This is a genomic window from Salinibacterium sp. VpJ6 (assembly GCF_059767345.1).
Genome location: NZ_JBSOQL010000002.1, coordinates 254,688 through 269,573 on the forward strand (window position 1 = coordinate 254,688; position 14,886 = coordinate 269,573).

Genomic DNA, 14,886 nt, shown 5'->3' on the forward strand with positions numbered 1-14,886 from the left:
ACTGTCAGCGCATCCCGATAACGTTGATTCATGGTCACCTTGCCCCCAGAGTCAGCGGATGTCTCGGCTCCCGCGCCGCTGAATCTCGACGATTCACAGCGTGCAGTTGTCGATCTCGCTGACGGTATGAGCGCCGTGGTGGTCGGTGCGGCAGGGTCGGGCAAGACCGCCACTCTGGTGGAGCTCGTTGCTGAGCGTGTTCATGAGCGCGACTGGTCTCCCGAGCAGATCGTGGTGCTCTCGGCTACTCGACAGAGTGCAACCGCTTTGCGCGATCGTCTCGCCGCGCGCATCGATGCGCCCACTCTTGGCCCGCTGGCGCGCACGGCCAATTCCTTGGCATTCGAAGTCATTCGTGAAGCGGCGGCGGTGGCCGGTGATGGCGCACCCACGCTCTTGACCGGCGCCGAGCAAGACCAGATTATTGCTGACCTTCTCGCTGGGGAGATGGCCGATGGCACGGGAGCGCCCTGGCCGGCGCACCTCGATCCCGAGGTTCGCCGCCTTCGAGGGTTCCGCACCGAGTTGCGAGATCTGATGATGCGCTGTGTCGAGTTCGGGGTCACTCCCGAACAGTTGGCGGCGCTCGGCGAACGCACCGAACGGCCGGAATGGGTGGCGGCATCCGACTTCATCTCGGTCTACGACGCGGTAAAGGCGAGCTATCGCGACCGGCACTTTGACGCGAGCGAGTTGCTTGCCGAAGCCGCGGCTCTCATCGAGGGCGGTCATTATGCCGCGATCGATCGCCTGCGGCTCGTGGTGGTAGATGACGCCCACGAGCTCACCGAAGCCACGATTTCGCTCGTGCGGGCGCTTGCGTCTCGCGGCATCACGATCATTGGCTTCGGTGACCCCGACCTCACAACGGGGTCATTCCGCGGCGCTCAGCCTGCAGTGCTCTCGCAGTGGGCAGCACGCTTGGCGCTGGAGAATTGCGAGTCGCTGTTCTTGTCATCGGTTCATCGGCACAGCGCCGCATTGCGCCAGACCGTCACGGCGCTCACTCAACGCATCGGCGTGGCCGGGCTCATTGAGCAGCGCAAGTCGCCGGCGGTCGCTACGGCGGCCTCGAGCATCCACAGTTTTCAGCTGTCGACCCCGGCCGAAGAGGTGGCGTTCATCGCGCGGCACTTGCGCGAAAAGCATGTGCTGGAGTCGGTGCCGTGGTCGCGCATGGCGGTAATCGTGCGCACGGGGTCCTTGATTCCCTCGCTCGCCCGTCAGCTGCGCACGCTCGAAGTTGTCACGAGCGTGTCGAGCGCGCGCAGTGCGGTGCGCGACGAGTTCAGCGTGAACGGACTCATCGTGCTGCTTGAACTGGCCTTGGAACGTCGCCCGCTGGATGCCGCGGCGGCCATCGAGTTGCTGTGCAGTTCAGTGGGCGGTTTCGATGCCGTCTCGCTGCGCCGCCTCAAGGCTGCGTTGCGGCACGAGGCATTGGGCGCAGAGATTTTCGACTCGGCCGACGAGTTGATCGCGCAAGCGATGGCGGCGCCTGCTGGCTTCGTCACGATCGACAATCGCGTTGCTCGCCAGGCTGCCGCAGTGGCCAAGAACCTGCGAGAAACCGCAGCGGCCGGCGCCGCGGGCGACACTATTGAAGAACTCCTCTGGGGCGCCTGGCAGCGCAGTGGGCTCGCCGATCGGTGGTTTGAGCAAGCGCTCGGCGCCGGTGTCGTGGCCGAAGAAGCCAACCGCCACCTTGATGCCGTCGTCGCCCTGTTCTCGTCAGCGAAGCGTTTTGTGGAACGTCGACCGGATGCTCCCGCCAACGTCTTTCTCAACGAATGGCTCTCGGCCGATGTTGCCGAAGACACGCTCGCTGCTCGCTCGATCATGGATTCCGTCACCGTCGGAACCCCAGCATCCGTTATCGGTCAAGAGTTCGATGTCGTGGTCGTTGCCGGACTTCAAGAGAACGTGTGGCCCAACCTTCGCGTGCGTGGCTCACTCCTGGGCGCGCACGACCTTCCTCGAGTGCTCGCGGGGGAGCAGCTTGCCGTTACCGACCGCCGCCGCGAAGTGTTGCACGACGAGCTGCGCATGTTTGCGCAGGCGGTGTCGCGGGCAACGAGCGAAGTGATCGTGACGGCCGTTGCCGGTGACGACAACATGCCGTCTCCGTTCCTGACCCTCATTCCCGAACCGGACGAACCCGTGCGCTCGCGCCCGCCCCTCAGTTTGCGTGGCCTCGTGGGAGTGCTGCGCCGCGAACTGACGAGCGGCACGAATCCGGATGCCGCGGCATCCTCTCTAGCCCGGCTCGCCGCTGAAGGGGTTCCCGGGGCCGATCCGCGCTCCTGGTACGGCCTGCGAACTCCCAGCACTACCGAACCGCTTGTTGACCTCACCGAACCGGATGCCGAAGTGCGCGTCTCGCCCTCGCGCATGGAGTCCTTCGAGACCTGCCCCTTGCACTGGGCTATCGACCAGCTGGGCGGCTCGACGTCGAACACCGCCTCGAACCTTGGCACGCTCATCCACGACGTTGCGGAAAAGGCTACAGACTTTAGCGCCGACGCTCTTTTCAAGGGTGTCGAAGAACGCTGGAGCCAAATGAGCTTCGAAGCCAGTTGGCAGTCGGAGGCCGAAAAGCTGCGCGCCAAGAAACTCACGCAGCATCTCGCCACCTACCTGCGCGACTTCGCGGCCGATGGGGGAGAACTCATCAGCAACGAGATGCAATTCAAGCTGCCCCTCGATCAGGCTCTGTTGAGCGGAAAGATTGACCGCGTTGAGGTGTACGGCGGCACCACCGCGGTGATCGTCGACCTCAAGACCGGCAAGAACGAGCCATCGACCGATAAGGCTGTGGCCGATCATCCGCAGCTCGCGGCCTACCAACTAGCGTTCGCATCGGGAGCGATCGAGGGAGTACCCGAGGGGCTTGAGAACGGCGGCGCCAAGCTCGTTGTGCTTTCACCTTCGGCCAAGACCCGCGACTACGTCGACCCCAAGCAGCAGCCGATGAACGACGAGGAGCTCGAACTGTTCCGACAGCGCGTGATCGACGATGCCCGCGGAATGGCCGGCAGCGTATTTGTGGCTCGAGTCAGCAGCCACTGCACCGACCCGTGGAGCTTTGGCAATTGCCGCATCCACGTCGTGCCGGCGGTGAGTGCCCGATGATCTCGTCCATTGACCTCGCCGGTCTCATGGGCATCCATGCGCCCACCCCACAACAGCAAGTAGTGATTGAAGCGCCTCTGTCGCCCGCGCTTGTGGTGGCGGGTGCCGGCAGCGGCAAGACCGACACCATGGCCAGCCGGGTGGTGTGGCTCGTCGCTAACAACTTTGTGAGCCCCGACCAGATTCTGGGCCTCACCTTCACGCGCAAGGCAGCGGGCTCGCTGAGTAAGCGTGTGAGCGAGCGGATCGCCATCTTGCGCGAGGTGCAGAACCGGCATCCCGAACGTTTTGAAGCAACGCCCGAGACGGCATCGATCGAATTCGACCAGCCGACGATCTCGACCTACAACTCGTTTGCGAGTGCGCTCTTCACCGAGAACGCACTGCTCATCGGGCGCGAGCCGGAGTCGACCCTGCTCAATGATCCTTCGTCATGGCAGCTTGCTCGCAAGCTCGTTGTGGCGAGCACGGATGAGCGGCTCGTGGGTCTCGAAAAGTCGATTAACGCGCTCACCGAAGCGGTGCTCGACCTCAGCCATGCCCTCAGCGACAACGTGGCGAATGCGGATGATGTGGCCGCCTACGCGCAGCACTTCACCCAGATCTCAGAACTTCCGTACGCCGACACCGCGCGCAAGAAAACGCCGTACGCCTCGGTAACCGATGCCGTCGCCGAGATCGGTTCCCTCGCGCCCCTGCTCGACTTGGCCGTGCAGTATGCCCAGCAAAAACGCGCGCAGGGCCTGCTCGAATTCAGCGACCAAGTAGCGCTCGCGCTTGAAGTCGCTCAACGCTCACAAGACGTTGTCGACCACTACCAAGACCGCTACCGCGTAGTGCTGCTCGACGAATATCAAGACACGAGCGTTGTGCAAACCCGGCTGCTTGCCCGCCTCTTCGGCAACCACTCCGTGATGGCCGTCGGCGACCCGCACCAGTCGATCTATGGCTGGCGTGGAGCGAGTGCCGCCAACCTGGCCCGCTTCAGTCGCGACTTCAGCGAGAACGCGGATGCCCAATACTTTGCGCTTTCCACGAGCTGGCGCAATGCGACCTCGGTGCTCGACGCTGCCAACGTGATCGTAGAGCCGCTCAGCGCGCGTTCGCCTGTGCGGGTGGAATCCCTCGGTGCTCGCCCCAACGCACCCGCTGGCTCTGTCGACGCGTATTACTACGAACACATCGATGAAGAAGCGACGGGCGTCGCCACGTGGTTCGCGCGCGCTCTCGCCCCGCAAGCGTGGAACCACTACAACCCCGACCCGGATGCCGCCGCCCCCGAACCGCCGACCGCCGCCATCCTGTTCCGGCGTCGTAGCGACATGGATCGCTTTGCCACGGCGCTCGGCGCCCAAGACGTTCCCTACCACGTGCTCGGAATCGGCGGCCTCCTGTCGACCCCCGAAATCGTTGACCTCGTCAGCGCGCTCACCGTCATTCACGACCCGAGTGCGGGCTCCGAACTCATCCGCCTGCTCTCGGGTGCGCGCTGGTCGATTGGCACGCGCGACCTGCAAGCCCTGGCCGACCTGTCGCGCTGGCTGCTGAGCCGCTCCGTCTCCCAACACGAGTTGAGTGACGACGTGAAGCAGCGGATGAAGGACTCCGTTGCCGTCGATGATTCGGCATCCATTGTCGATGCTCTCGACTTCGTCGGAGAAGCCCCCGCCTCCCACTCGCAGCTCGAGAAATTCAGCCCCGAAGGCCTCTCGCGGCTCAAAGATGCCGCCAAACAACTGGCGTTCTTCCGTTCGCGGGCCGGGCTCGAGCTCGGCGACCTCGTTCGGTTGCTCGAACAAGAGCTGCTGCTCGACATCGAGGTCGTCGCAAGCCGTCCTCAAGCGCAGGGCATGGCCAACCTGTATGCCTTCCACGATGAACTCGCCGGTTTCCTGGCGAGCGACGACCAAGCGAACCTCGGCAGCTTCTTGGCGTGGCTGCGGCGTGCTGCCCAGCAAGACATGATGGGGCCACGCAGCGACGATGCCGAAGCCGGCACCGTGCAACTGCTCACCATTCACGCGTCTAAGGGTTTGGAATGGGATCTCGTGGCCGTACCGCGCCTCGTCGATGGCGAAGTGCCCGCGACCTCGCGGGAAGGTAAAGGCTGGGTCGCATTCGGCAAGTTGCCGTTTGCCTTCCGCGGCGACGCTGCTGAGCTCCCCGAACTTGAGTGGGAGAACGCTCAGTACCAGTCAGACTTCGACGGCTCCCTCAAAGAGTTCAAAGCGGCGCTGGCCGACCGCCACCAAGCCGAAGAGCGACGACTCGGCTATGTGGCGATCACTCGCGCCCGCGACAATCTGCTGCTCACCGGATCGTTCTGGTCGAGCCGCAGCAAGCCGCAAGCCCCGAGCACCTTCCTGCGGGAGCTCGAAGAACACGAACTGATCGGCGAACTGCCGAGCGACCCCGTGAACGACGAAAACCCCACGCTCAATGACGTCGTTGATCCGCTCTGGCCCTTCGACCCGCTCGGCAACCGTCGAGCCACCGTCGAAGCTGCCGCGCAGCTCGTCACGACCGCCGACCCTGGCGCCGACGGCCTTTGGGCGCACGAGATCGACCTGCTGCTCGCCGAGCGCGCCCGTGCCGCGAGCGAAGCCCGACGCACCCCGCTACCGCAGCGCATCCCCGCGTCGCGCTTCAAGGACTACATCGCTGATCCCGAAGCCGTCGCGCTCTCGCTTCGTCGTCCCATGCCCGAGAAGCCCTACCGGGCAACGCGACTCGGAACCCAATTTCACGAATGGGTCGAATCACGGTTCGGTTCTTCGGCATCCACCGAAACGCTCGACGCCTTCGCGCTTGAACTCGACGGCACCGACGACGACAGTGCTGCGGATGCTGCGAAGCTCGCCGAGTTGCAAGCGACGTTCGAGCGCTCAGCGTGGGCCACGCGGCAACCGGTCGACGTCGAAATCGAGATTCACGTTCCCTTCGGCGACCGCGTCGTCATCTGCAAGATTGACGCCGTGTATGCCGACGGCGACCGCTACGAAATCGTCGACTGGAAGACCGGCCGCGCGCCGCGCGATGCGGCCGATCTCGAAGCGAAGCAACTGCAGCTCGCGCTGTATCGCCTCGCCTACGCGCAGTGGAAGGGCATCGCTCCCGACAAGATCGATGCCGCGTTCTATTTCGTGGCGGACGACACCGTCATTCGCCCCACGCACATCTCGAGCGAGAGCGAACTGCGGCAGGCGTGGGCCGGATCGGTCGGCACCGCGCCAAGCTTCGGCGGCTAGGCCCGGCGCTGAACCGGGCGGCTCAGGATGGCCGTGCTCAGCGCCTCCACGGGTTCGCGAGCGGCCATCGGGTTATCGAGCAGCACGAAGTCCACGTCTCCCAGCTCGGGCAGTTCGAACGACGCCGGCACTTGCGCAAGGTCGGCAGGGATGAGCGACTGCGGAAACACCGCAATGCCAATTCCGGCCCGAACCGCGGCAAGCGCGCCGTTCACTTCCTTCACGTTGCACGTAATGCGCCAAGTGCGGCCATCCGCCTCGAGCGCCCGCATGGCATAGGCGCGACCGAGGCTGGGCGCTTGGTAGGCGATGAGGGGAACGGGGGAGCCCGCTTCGAGCGTCATGCTTTTGTGCCCGAGCCACACCATCCGGTCGCGGCGCACAAGGCGTCCGCCCTCGGCGCCGGCATCCTGCTTCACGAAAATGAGGTCGAGCTGGCCCGCTTGCAAGCGGCGAACGAGGTTTCCGCTTTGGCTCACCGTGAGTTCGAGGTTGATGTGCGGATACAACTGCCGAAAGTCTCGCAGGATGCGCGGCAACTGTGTGAGTGCCAGGTCGTCGGCTGAGCCGAAACGAAGTCGACCGCGCATGGCGGAACCGGTGAAGTACTTTACTGCCTGATCTTCAGCAGCCAAGATCGCACGGGCAAAGCCGAGCATTGCCTCGCCGTTGTCGGTGAGCGAGACGGCGCGGGTGTCGCGCATCACGAGGATGCGCCCCGCGGCAGCTTCGAGCTTGCGAATGTGTTGACTGATCGTCGGCTGGCTGAGCTCTAGCGTGCGAGCGGCATCCGTGAAGCTGCGGTTCTCAGCGACAGCGACAAAAGATTTGAGAAGTACGGGGTCGAACACGATGCTCCATTACGAAACGTAATTGAATTTATAGGCTCGATTATGCCGCGGAATGAGCGGGGAGACAATACGGTTGAGGGCGTGAGTATGCCATCTGAGACGTCCCCCGCGACAGTTCCCATCTCGGCGGTCATGCAGCGCCCACTCTGGCGCGACACCTTCAGCTCGCTGCGGCTGCACAATTACCGCCTCTACGTGATCGCTCAGTTCATCGCCTATACCGCGGCGTGGGTTCAGCGCATCGCCGTGGACTGGCTTGTTCTTGAGCTCACCGGCAACGTCGCCCTCGTGGGTTTGACGATCGCTATTCAATTCACGCCCACGATTGTGCTCGGCGCCTACGCGGGCGTGATCGCTGACCGCTTCGACAAGCGTGCCACCCTCATGGTCGCGCAGTCGATCATCGGCCTGCTCAGTCTCGCTCTCGCGATCGTCACGATCATGGGCGTCGCCCAGCTGTGGCTGGTCTACCTTCTCGTGCTGCTCATGGGCATCATCCAAGTCTTCGACAACCCGGCGCGCGCGGTCTTCGTCAACGAACTTGTTGGCCCACGCCACTTGCGCAACGCGATCAGCCTCAACGCGTCGATCTTCCACTCGGGTGCCTTCCTGGGCCCCGCCCTCAGCGGTGTTCTCATTGTGGCTGCGGGCTCAGGATGGGCCATCGGCATCAACGCCGTCGCCGTGGTGATTGGTGTCATCATCCTCGCCTCGATGCGCAAGAACGAGCTGTTGATCGCGCCACGGGCCCCCGAAGCTAAGGGTCAGATCCGCGAAGCCATCCGCTACATCAAAGCCAAGCCAACGCTGTTCTGGACCATGATCATGGTGTTCGTCGTCGCTGTGTTCGGGATGCCGATGCCGACGCTGCTCGCCGCGATGGCCAACACCGTCTACGACACCGGGGCTAGTGGTTATGGCCTCTACAACTCGCTGGCCGCCATCGGCGCGCTTCTCGGAGCACTCGCCTCGGCCCGCCGCGCCAGCCTCCGCCTGCGCACGATCATCTTCGGCGCAGTGCTCTACGGCCTCATGATGATGCTCGCCGGCATCGTGCCCGTCTACGGACTGTTCCTCGGCGTGCTCATCGGTATCGGGCTGAGCCGTCTGCTGCTCATGACCGCGGCCGAGACAATGGTGCAACTCTCGTCGAACCTCGTGATTCGCGGTCGTGTCATGGCCTTCTGGGTCATTGTGATCTTGGGCGGCCAAGCCGTTGGTGGCCCGCTCATGGGAACAATCGCCGAGCTGTGGGGCGCCAAGCTCGCCTTCGTGATCGCCGGTGGTGTTCCCGCCGCGGTCGCGATCGGTATCGCGATCGTGCTTGCTCGCTCCGGCCGATTGACCGTGAAAGTTGCGCCGCGCCGCAACGGACGCTGGGTCGCGATTGTGCCGCAGCATCAGTCGCGGGCGATTACGGAGCCCATCACGATCGTGGATGCCGACGCTGCAGCGTCGGCCGCGCAGCATCCAGCGCCCAAGCGCAACCGGCTTCGCACGCTGCGCTCGTCACTGATTCGCCGGTCGGCATCGAAACGGCGCTCCGAAAAGTAGCGAAGGAGTGGTGCTCGTTTTAATAGCGAGACAGCGCCGCCCCGCAGAGTAGGGCCACAGCCTTAGACCGCGCGGTTGTCCTTGCGCAGCATGGCTTCAACTTCGTCAACCGCCATGGTCGGCATGGTGTTGGCGCTGATGGGGTTCATCACGTCATCACGGATGTCGTCGAGCAGCGTCGTCAGCATCTCGCCGGCGTCGTCCACGATTTCGGTGCTGCGTACTTCGGTGCCGTGCAACAGCCATTTCGCGACCGAGAGCTCGGCGTAGAAAGTGGCGCGCTGCTTGAGCTGGCGGTCACCAGCTCCCCGGGCATCCGCGTACGCACCAAAGGCGGTGTCGATAATCGCGTCGTTGCGCGGTCCGAGCAACCACTGCAGGTCTGTTGCCGGGTCGCCCACCTTGATGTCTTGCCAGCCGAGTACACCGGTGACGGCGTTGTCGGCGCTCAAGAAGGAATCAGAAACAAGCGAACCGTTCACGACGGTCGGCTGAAACTGCCACAGCTTGGAGTCTTCGGTCGCTTCGCGCCAGCGTGCCAGCAGCGCGGCCGGCACGAGCTTGGTGGCGGCAGCGCGGTCGATGATGGAAATGCACGAGCGCAGTGCTTCGCCGGCCGTCTGAACGGGGAGTCCGGCATCCGCTACAAAGCTCGTCGGCAGAGCGTGAATCGCGGCGATTGCGGTACCGATCGATGCCGCAAGCGAGTTGGGCCCGGTCGTGTACGAGCGCATGGGAACTTTGTTGCCATAAACGAATTCGTAGACGATGCCACGGGTCTGACCGACGGCAACCTGGCCGGCGTAGCTCGTGACCGCGAAGGGGAGGCGGGTGCGTACTCCGGCGCTGAGGGCGCGCAACGCAACGAGGTCGGCCGATTGCACATTCTCGGCCGCAGCGTTTCGGGGCACTCGAATAATCCAGTGCTTGCCGGCGCGGTCGGTGATGAGCGCCGAGTCAAAGTCGTTGCCGTTACCGGTGCCGAACGGGGCGGCTGCGGCGACTTCGAGTCCCTCGACAGCGGAGGTCGCCAGCGCGGCTAGAGTGAGATGTGATCTGGCCATAACACTCAGGGTAGGTCGCTCTGGCGTGCATTTGCCGTACGCCACGCACTTGGGACGGGGTCGATACATGTCACAATCTTTTCTTTCGCGGCTGCCGCTGTCGCGATATGAGATTGATCGTGACCACTTAGCTCGAGAAGATCCACGTCTTCTTGATCGTTTGTGGCGTGACTCGGCGACGCGCGTGCTGCCCATTTTTGATGGGTCGGCGCTGCTGGCGGCCGATGGTTCTCTCGCCTTGCTGCACCCGGATGCGATCGAGCGCGGCCACACGAGTGTCTACTTGGGGCGGTCGACGTCTGAGACAAGTCCCGAGCCCCTTGGCACTCCCATCGTGACCGTTGAGCTTGAGGATGCCGGGCACTTTGCCGAGGCAAACTGGGGCAATCTGCGCAGCATTGCCACGCAATTGAGCGATCGGGATGCCGGGCTTTTCACCGAGGCGTTGGCGATCTTGAACTGGCACTCTTCGCACTTGTTCTCGCCGCGTACGGGGGAGCCGACTGTCGTAGAGAAGGCGGGCTGGGTGCGCCGCGATGTGGCCTCCAAGCTGGAAATCTACCCTCGCACCGACCCCGCGATCATTGTCGGTGTCACAGACAACGACGACCGTCTTTTGCTCGGTTCCAACGCACTGTGGGAATCCAACCGCTACTCGCTGCTCGCCGGTTTTGTGGAGCCGGGGGAGTCTTTGGAATCAGCCGTGCAGCGCGAAATTTTCGAAGAATCGGGCGTGCCCGTCGTCGACCCGGTCTATCTGGGCAGCCAGCCCTGGCCTTTCCCGGCATCGCTCATGCTCGGTTTCACCGCCTCGGTCGCTCCCGGGTTCACCGGGTCCGGCGCTCCGGATGGCACCGAAATTCTCGACCTGCGCTGGTTCAGCCGGGATGAACTTGCGCACTCCTTGAACGACATCCGTCTGCCAGGGCACTCGTCGATTGCACGTGCAATCATCGAGCACTGGTACGGCCAACCGATTGACGAACAACCGTGACGCTTGACGCCAACGCATTACTCGACGCTCTAGATGAAGGCCAGCGCCAAGCCGCTGAAACGCTGCTCGGTCCCGTGTGCCTGCTGGCCGGTGCCGGCACGGGAAAGACCCGCGCCATTACGCATCGCATCGCGTACGGCGTCGCGACGGGTGTGTACCCTCCCGGTCGAGTCATGGCCCTCACCTTCACCAATCGGGCTGCTGGCGAGCTGCGCGGGCGGCTCCGTTCCCTCGGTGCCGATGGCGTCGCGGCTCGCACGTTCCACGCCTCGGCGCTGTCGCAACTGAACGCATTCTGGCCCCAGACGATCGGCGGAACCATGCCGCGCTTGCTTGAGGGCAAAGCACGCATGATCGCCCACGCTGCCGACTCGCTCAAGCTCAAGCTGGATACCGCAACGCTGCGCGATGTTGCCGCCGAGATCGAGTGGCGAAAGACTTCGCGGATGTCGGTAGAGCAATACGGCAACGCCGGCCGCACGCCTCCCGCGGCTCTCACTATCGACCGCCTCGTCGAGCTGCAGACGGCGTACGAGGCGATCAAGGATGCCCGCCGCCAGATCGACTTCGAAGACGTGTTGTTGGCTGCCGCCGGAATGATCGAAGCCGAGCCGCGCATTGCGCAGCAGGTGCGCGAGCAATATCGCTTCTTCGTGGTCGACGAGTACCAGGACGTTTCGCCCCTGCAGCACGAATTGCTGCGGCTGTGGGTTGGTGACCGCGACGACCTCTGCGTTGTGGGCGATGTGAGCCAAACCATTTATTCCTTCGCTGGAGCAAGCCCCGAGTTCTTGTTGCGCTTCGCCTCGCAGCACGACAATGCGGCGGTGCTGCGTCTCGAGCGCAACTACCGCTCCACGCCCGAAATCGTTCACACCGCGAACCGACTGATGACGAATCAGAAGGGCGCACTCACCCTGCAGGCAGCTACAACGGAACATTCGCCGACGCCTCAGGTCACCGGCTATGACGATGACAATGCCGAAGCGACGGCGATCGCCGGCGCTATCTCGGCGCAGATTGCGGCGGGCACGAGCCCGGAAGAGATCGCCGTGCTGTACCGCATCAACGCCCAATCTCAACCGATTGAGGCGGCGCTGTCTGCCGCAGGGGTTCCATTCTTGGTGCGCGGAGCTACCCGCTTCTTCGATCAGCGCGAAGTCAAAGAGGCGATCATGCTGCTGCGCGGAGCGTCGATCAGCACGGCTACCGAGCCGCTTTTCAAGTCGGTCAGCGACATCCTGCGTTCGATTGGTTGGTCGCAGGATCCGCCAGAGACCGCCGGTGCGGTTCGCGAACGCTGGGAATCGCTCAATGTGATCATGCGGCTGGCCGAGGACGCTGCGCCCGAAGTGACCCTGCGGGAGTTTGTGGCCGATCTGGTCGACCGCCAGAGCAGCAACAACGAACCGCTGCGTTCAGCCGTAAACCTCGCGACCCTGCACTCGGCCAAGGGCCTCGAGTGGGACTGCGTTCACCTCATCGGGCTCAACGAAGGATTGCTACCGATCAGCTACGCGCGCACGCCGGAAGCAATCGACGAAGAGCGACGACTGCTGTACGTCGGCATCACTCGTGCTCGTCGTTCGCTCGGGATGTCGTGGTCGGCTAGTGCACAAACAGGCCGGGGTGGGCGTCGCGCCCCCAGTCGCTTCCTCGACGACGTTCGGGATCGGACTCAGCGCTCGTAACGTTCGTGACGTGCTGGCAGCCGCAGTCAGCATGCCGAAAGCGCAAGCTTTCGTCACGGCGGCCCGTGGCGTGATCAATCCGCACGGACGACGTGGCATCGGCCGGGGTCTGGTCGAAGACGGTGTACCCGATGCGCCCGAGACGGTGCAGGGCCATGCGACTTGTTTCAGCCGCAGCCTCCGCCACGAGCGTTGGGGTTTCGGCAAGCGAGGTGCGCCCCATCAGTTGAGTGGCGATGGCGGGCCACGACGGGTCGGCATCGCGGTGGTGCATGTCGATGCAGAGCAGACATCCGGTGATCCCGGGAGTGACGACGGGCCCCACTTCGGCAGCGGAGTCTGAGATCACAACCGGCAGGTGCGGGATGTCGCGGCGCAACCAGTGCGAGTGCACCGACGGCGGGATCACAAAGTGACCCACCAGGATTGCGAGGTCAGGGTCGGGCTGGCTGAGGCCGTGAGGGGTGGCGGCGACTTCGACGGTCACTCCGCTCACGGAAAGGATCTCGGCAATCGAATCGACGAGGGCACCCGAGCCCAGAACGGCAACTTGGGCACTCGGCGGTTGCGGGGGAGTCGCCACGAGAACTTTCGACAGGGCATCGATGAGGTCATTGCACTCATGCGGGTGAGTGCTGGCCAGCATCTCGAGGCCACTGCGGCTGATGCCGGCTACCAGCGCCGAGAGAATCTTCTCCTGCGCTTCGGTCACGTTGGGCAGCACGACAACGGGTGGGTCGATGCCAAATTGGGCACTGGTGGGGGACCGCCACACAAGCGGTAGTCGGGGCTCTACGCGCAGGATCATGTGCCCATTGTGCACAACTGTCCGATTGGTCAGTGTGAAGATTCCACAGCATGAATATGAACGGTCAGCAAAGAACCCCCGATCGCTCGCGGGCCACGACGGGAGAAACCGTTCTAGGAGTTGTCGCCCTCGTGCGGGCGGTCACCTGATTCATCGTTCAAGAGGTCGTTGATGGCCTGGTCTATGTCATCCGGAGTGCTGCCACCGTCACGCAAGCGCGCCACGAGGGCAGCGGGGTCATCGATGTCGGCTGCTGTGGGCATGAGGTCGGGGTGTGACCACAGCGAATCCCGCTGCTCCGCGCCAAGCTCATCCGTAACGTGCTGCCACATTGCCGCGGCTTCCCGCAGACGGCGAGGGCGCAGTTCGAGGCCAACGAGGGTCGCGAACGCCGACTCTGCTGGACCACCGGAGGCACGACGGCGTCGCACCGTCTCGGCGATAGCTTCACGGGCAGGGAGGCGCGAAGTGGCGGCCGCGGTCACGACATCCACCCACCCCTCCACGAGCGCCAGAACGGTTTCGAGACGCTCAAGAGCCTCACGCTGTTCTTCACTCTTCGGCGGGATGAGCGAACCATTCGTCATGGCATCGCGCAACTCTTCAGGATTGTTGGGGTCGAAATCGCTCGCGAGCTCGGCAATGGCATCCGAATCAATGTGGATGTCGTGGGCATACGCCGTCACCGACGTCATGAAATGCAGGCGCAGCCACTTCGCGTGGCGGAACAACCGAGCGTGCGCGAGCTCGCGCACCGACAAGTACAGGTGAATCTCGCTGTCGGGAAGGTCGAGACCGTTGCCGAAAGCGAAGACACTTTGCGGAACGAGCACGGCTTGCTGCTCGTCGAAGAGGGGGATGCCGATGTCGCCGCCGGAAACGACTTCGCTCGAGAGCTGGCCAACGACTTGGCCGAGTTGCATGGCGAAGAGAGTGCCGCCAATGTTGCGCATCATCTTGCTCGCTCCGGAGAGCATGTCGGTCATCTCTTCGGGAGCGTTCTGCTTGAGAACGTCGGTGAGCGAGTTTGCGATGGAGTTGGCGACGGGCTCCGCAAGCTGGGTCCAGATGGGCATCGTGATCGTGACCCATTCGCTGCGGCTGAGCAGCTTGGGTTCCACCGTGAGTTCGGAGATGTCGGTGACCTCATTGAGCCAGAGGGCAGCGACGTGCATGGCCTGCTCAAGCTTGCTGCGTTCGGCGGGGAGAGAGACGACGGTGCTCTGAGATGCCAAGTTCTTGGCCTGCTCAAGGGCAATATCCCAGTTGATGCCATCGCCCGATTTGCCGAGAGCGTTCTGCAGTTGGCTCAGCAGCTGTTGGATCATCGCGGGATCATTGGGCAAGCCTGCCGCACCCGCCAGCTTCGCGGGATCGATTTCGCCATCGCCCGAGAGGAAGTCCCGCATCATGTCGCGGAACTCGTCTTCGGAATTGTTCTCAGCATTGTCAGCCATGTATTAACGCTAGCCGCTCGATGCCGTGCGCGGCTGAGTTTTGACCTAGGCTAGTGACTCTTACCGTGCGCCTGTGGCGAACACCGC

At 63.6% G+C, this 14,886-nt stretch carries 9 protein-coding genes; 5 read left to right on the forward strand and 4 right to left on the reverse strand.

What is annotated here, in order from left to right:
• Window positions 1–30: 30 nt before the first annotated feature.
• Window positions 31–3,132 carry an ATP-dependent helicase gene (locus tag ACWTV1_RS10265; protein ID WP_498505240.1) on the forward strand — a complete coding sequence of 1,034 codons (3,102 nt, stop codon included), beginning with the start codon at window positions 31–33 and terminating at the stop codon, window positions 3,130–3,132.
• Window positions 3,129–6,380 (forward strand): ATP-dependent helicase, encoded by a 3,252-nt coding sequence (locus tag ACWTV1_RS10270; RefSeq protein ID WP_498505241.1) that lies wholly within the window; start codon window positions 3,129–3,131, stop codon window positions 6,378–6,380. The genes ACWTV1_RS10265 and ACWTV1_RS10270 overlap by 4 nt, the downstream gene beginning before the upstream one ends.
• Here the strand turns inward: ACWTV1_RS10270 and ACWTV1_RS10275 are convergent.
• Complete coding sequence (locus ACWTV1_RS10275) at window positions 6,377–7,231, reverse strand: LysR family transcriptional regulator (protein WP_100389776.1); 855 nt, start codon at window positions 7,229–7,231, stop codon at window positions 6,377–6,379. The genes ACWTV1_RS10270 and ACWTV1_RS10275 overlap by 4 nt on opposite strands.
• An 87-nt stretch (window positions 7,232–7,318) precedes the next feature.
• Between ACWTV1_RS10275 and ACWTV1_RS10280 the strand changes: the two genes are divergently transcribed.
• Window positions 7,319–8,785 carry an MFS transporter gene (locus ACWTV1_RS10280; RefSeq protein WP_498505328.1) on the forward strand — a complete coding sequence of 489 codons (1,467 nt, stop codon included), beginning with the start codon at window positions 7,319–7,321 and terminating at the stop codon, window positions 8,783–8,785.
• A gap of 62 nt (window positions 8,786–8,847) precedes the next feature.
• On the opposite strand, the gene ACWTV1_RS10285 is transcribed toward ACWTV1_RS10280, so the two are convergent.
• A complete protein-coding gene (locus ACWTV1_RS10285) occupies window positions 8,848–9,849 on the reverse strand; it encodes a phosphotransferase (protein ID WP_100389778.1) in 1,002 nt (333 codons plus the stop codon).
• Window positions 9,850–9,916: 67 nt separating this feature from the next.
• On the opposite strand from ACWTV1_RS10285, the gene nudC reads away from it, so the two are divergent.
• Complete coding sequence (gene nudC, locus ACWTV1_RS10290) at window positions 9,917–10,843, forward strand: NAD(+) diphosphatase (RefSeq protein WP_498505242.1); 927 nt, start codon at window positions 9,917–9,919, stop codon at window positions 10,841–10,843.
• Window positions 10,840–12,534 (forward strand): ATP-dependent helicase, encoded by a 1,695-nt coding sequence (locus tag ACWTV1_RS10295; protein ID WP_498505243.1) that lies wholly within the window; start codon window positions 10,840–10,842, stop codon window positions 12,532–12,534. The genes nudC and ACWTV1_RS10295 overlap by 4 nt, the downstream gene beginning before the upstream one ends.
• On the opposite strand, the gene ACWTV1_RS10300 is transcribed toward ACWTV1_RS10295, so the two are convergent.
• Complete coding sequence (locus ACWTV1_RS10300; RefSeq protein WP_498505244.1) at window positions 12,452–13,342, reverse strand: hypothetical protein; 891 nt, start codon at window positions 13,340–13,342, stop codon at window positions 12,452–12,454. The two genes, ACWTV1_RS10295 and ACWTV1_RS10300, sit on opposite strands and share 83 nt — an antisense overlap.
• Window positions 13,343–13,455: 113 nt before the next feature.
• Entirely contained in the window at window positions 13,456–14,799 is a 1,344-nt protein-coding gene (locus ACWTV1_RS10305) for a zinc-dependent metalloprotease (protein WP_498505245.1), read from the reverse strand.
• Between the last annotated feature and the right edge of the window lie 87 nt (window positions 14,800–14,886).

Excerpts from the sequence above, each read along its gene's own strand:
- ACWTV1_RS10265 (WP_498505240.1), top strand. The coding sequence starts at position 31 with ATGGTCACCTTGCCCCCAGAGTCAGCGGATGTCTCGGCTCCCGCGCCG.
- ACWTV1_RS10270 (WP_498505241.1), top strand. The coding sequence starts at position 3,129 with ATGATCTCGTCCATTGACCTCGCCGGTCTCATGGGCATCCATGCGCCC.
- ACWTV1_RS10280 (WP_498505328.1), top strand. The coding sequence starts at position 7,319 with ATGCCATCTGAGACGTCCCCCGCGACAGTTCCCATCTCGGCGGTCATG.
- ACWTV1_RS10285 (WP_100389778.1), bottom strand. The coding sequence starts at position 9,849 with ATGGCCAGATCACATCTCACTCTAGCCGCGCTGGCGACCTCCGCTGTC.
- nudC (WP_498505242.1), top strand. The coding sequence starts at position 9,917 with ATGTCACAATCTTTTCTTTCGCGGCTGCCGCTGTCGCGATATGAGATT.
- ACWTV1_RS10300 (WP_498505244.1), bottom strand. The coding sequence starts at position 13,342 with ATGATCCTGCGCGTAGAGCCCCGACTACCGCTTGTGTGGCGGTCCCCC.
- ACWTV1_RS10305 (WP_498505245.1), bottom strand. The coding sequence starts at position 14,799 with ATGGCTGACAATGCTGAGAACAATTCCGAAGACGAGTTCCGCGACATG.